We start from the raw sequence: 1,521 nt of genomic DNA, 5'->3' as shown, positions 1-1,521 counted from the left end.
GCTCGCGCCGCATGTGTCGCCCGACGATGCGCTGCTGTCGCGCCTCACGCGGGTCGGCATCCGCGCCACGTGGACCGAGCTGACGCGGCTGCTGGAAGAAGGCCGCGACTGGCGCGCCACGGGCGTGCTGGAGCGCCGGCCCGATGGCGATACGCGCGTGCCGACTGGCTGGAGCGACAGCGGCCCTAACGAATCATGGCCCGCGAACGCCGGGCAATTGGCGGCTCTTGGACTGTCGAGCGATGCGCCCGCCCTCTGGCACGCACGAGCCGCCTGGGTGCGGCCGCACCGGCTGATCGCCGCATGGTTGCGCCAACCAGGTGTCGAGTTTCGTGGTGGCTGCAAGGTAGAGCGTCTGACTCGGGACGCGAACGGCTGGCAGCTGTTCGACCCAGCCGGTCAGTTGCGGATCGACGTCGACCGCGTGGTGATCGCCGCAGGTTTCGAATCGGGCCGATTCGCGCCCGGGCTCCCTTTGCAGCCGGTACGCGGCCAAGTCGCCTGGGGCCACATGACCGACGGCCTCGAATTGCCCGCCACGCCCCTCAACGGCGACGGTCATCTGGTCGCGCACGTGCCCGATGCCGAAGGCGCCGGCGAGGTCACGGCCGCGAGGTTCACCGGAGCGCAGCTGAACTACACGGTGCGTATCGCGGATCTGAGCCTGCGCGTCACCGTCACGGCCGGCGATGGCGCGGCATTGCTGCCCGTGGGGCAGCGCGTGAGCGTCACTGCCGCAGAGCGCCTGCACGCATTGAAGTGCGCGGGCGAAGACCCGGGCCACGGGGCCCGCCCGTGATGAAGAGCGCGTTCACCGCGGACACCCGCGCCCGGCTGCTGGCCTGGGCCTGCCTGCTGCCCGGGCTGGTCTTTCTTGGCGCGCTGTTCGCCGGCCCGCTGCTGTGGAGCCTGGCGGGCAGCCTGGGGCTCGATCAGGGACTGGCCGGCTTCACGCTCGAGCACTATGCGCAGGTCTTCACTCGGCCGGCCCTGCGCAGCGGGCTCCTCGTGTCGATCTACTACGGCGTCGCTCCGCTGCTGGTGACGCTCGTCCTCTCGATCGGCCTGGCGCTGCTGCTGCGCCGCCACTTTCGCGGGCGCGCATGGTTCAACGGGCTCTACAAAATACCGATGGCGGTGCCGGGCATCATTGCCGCGCTGATCGTCATGACCCTGGCCGAACGCGGCGGCTTCCTCGACCGGCTGGCCGCGCCGTTCGGCCTCGCGCTGCCTCGCCTGGTGCGCGACCCCTGGGGCGTGGGCGTCATCCTGACCTCGGTGTGGAAGCAGTTGCCTTTCATGACCCTGGTGATCACCGGCGCCTTCGCCGCCATCCCGCAGGAGGTGAGCCACGCCGCGCGCACGTTGGGCGCAGGCCGCTGGCGCACGCTGCTGTGGGTGGAGCTGCCGATGGCGCTGCCCGGCATCTCGGCCGCGGTGCTGCTGACTTTCATCGGCACCATGGGCTCATTCGCCATTCCCGATCTGGTGGGGCCGCCTTCTCCGCGCCCGCTGGCCGTG

At 70.8% G+C, this 1,521-nt stretch carries 2 protein-coding genes; both read left to right on the top strand.

The genetic code is table 11. The features are described from left to right. On the top strand, nucleotides 1–799 hold a 799-nt coding region (locus tag ACSFA3_RS22895), incomplete at its 5' end, for an FAD-dependent oxidoreductase (RefSeq protein ID WP_435507752.1). After that, on the top strand, nucleotides 799–1,521 hold a 723-nt coding region (locus ACSFA3_RS22890), incomplete at its 3' end, for an ABC transporter permease (protein ID WP_435507751.1). The genes ACSFA3_RS22895 and ACSFA3_RS22890, both read left to right, overlap by 1 nt.

This window comes from Variovorax glucosi, assembly GCF_051216695.1.
In the GTDB taxonomy this organism is placed as follows: Bacteria; Pseudomonadota; Gammaproteobacteria; order Burkholderiales; family Burkholderiaceae_C; genus Variovorax.
This window is presented reverse-complemented; position numbering and strand designations above follow the sequence as displayed.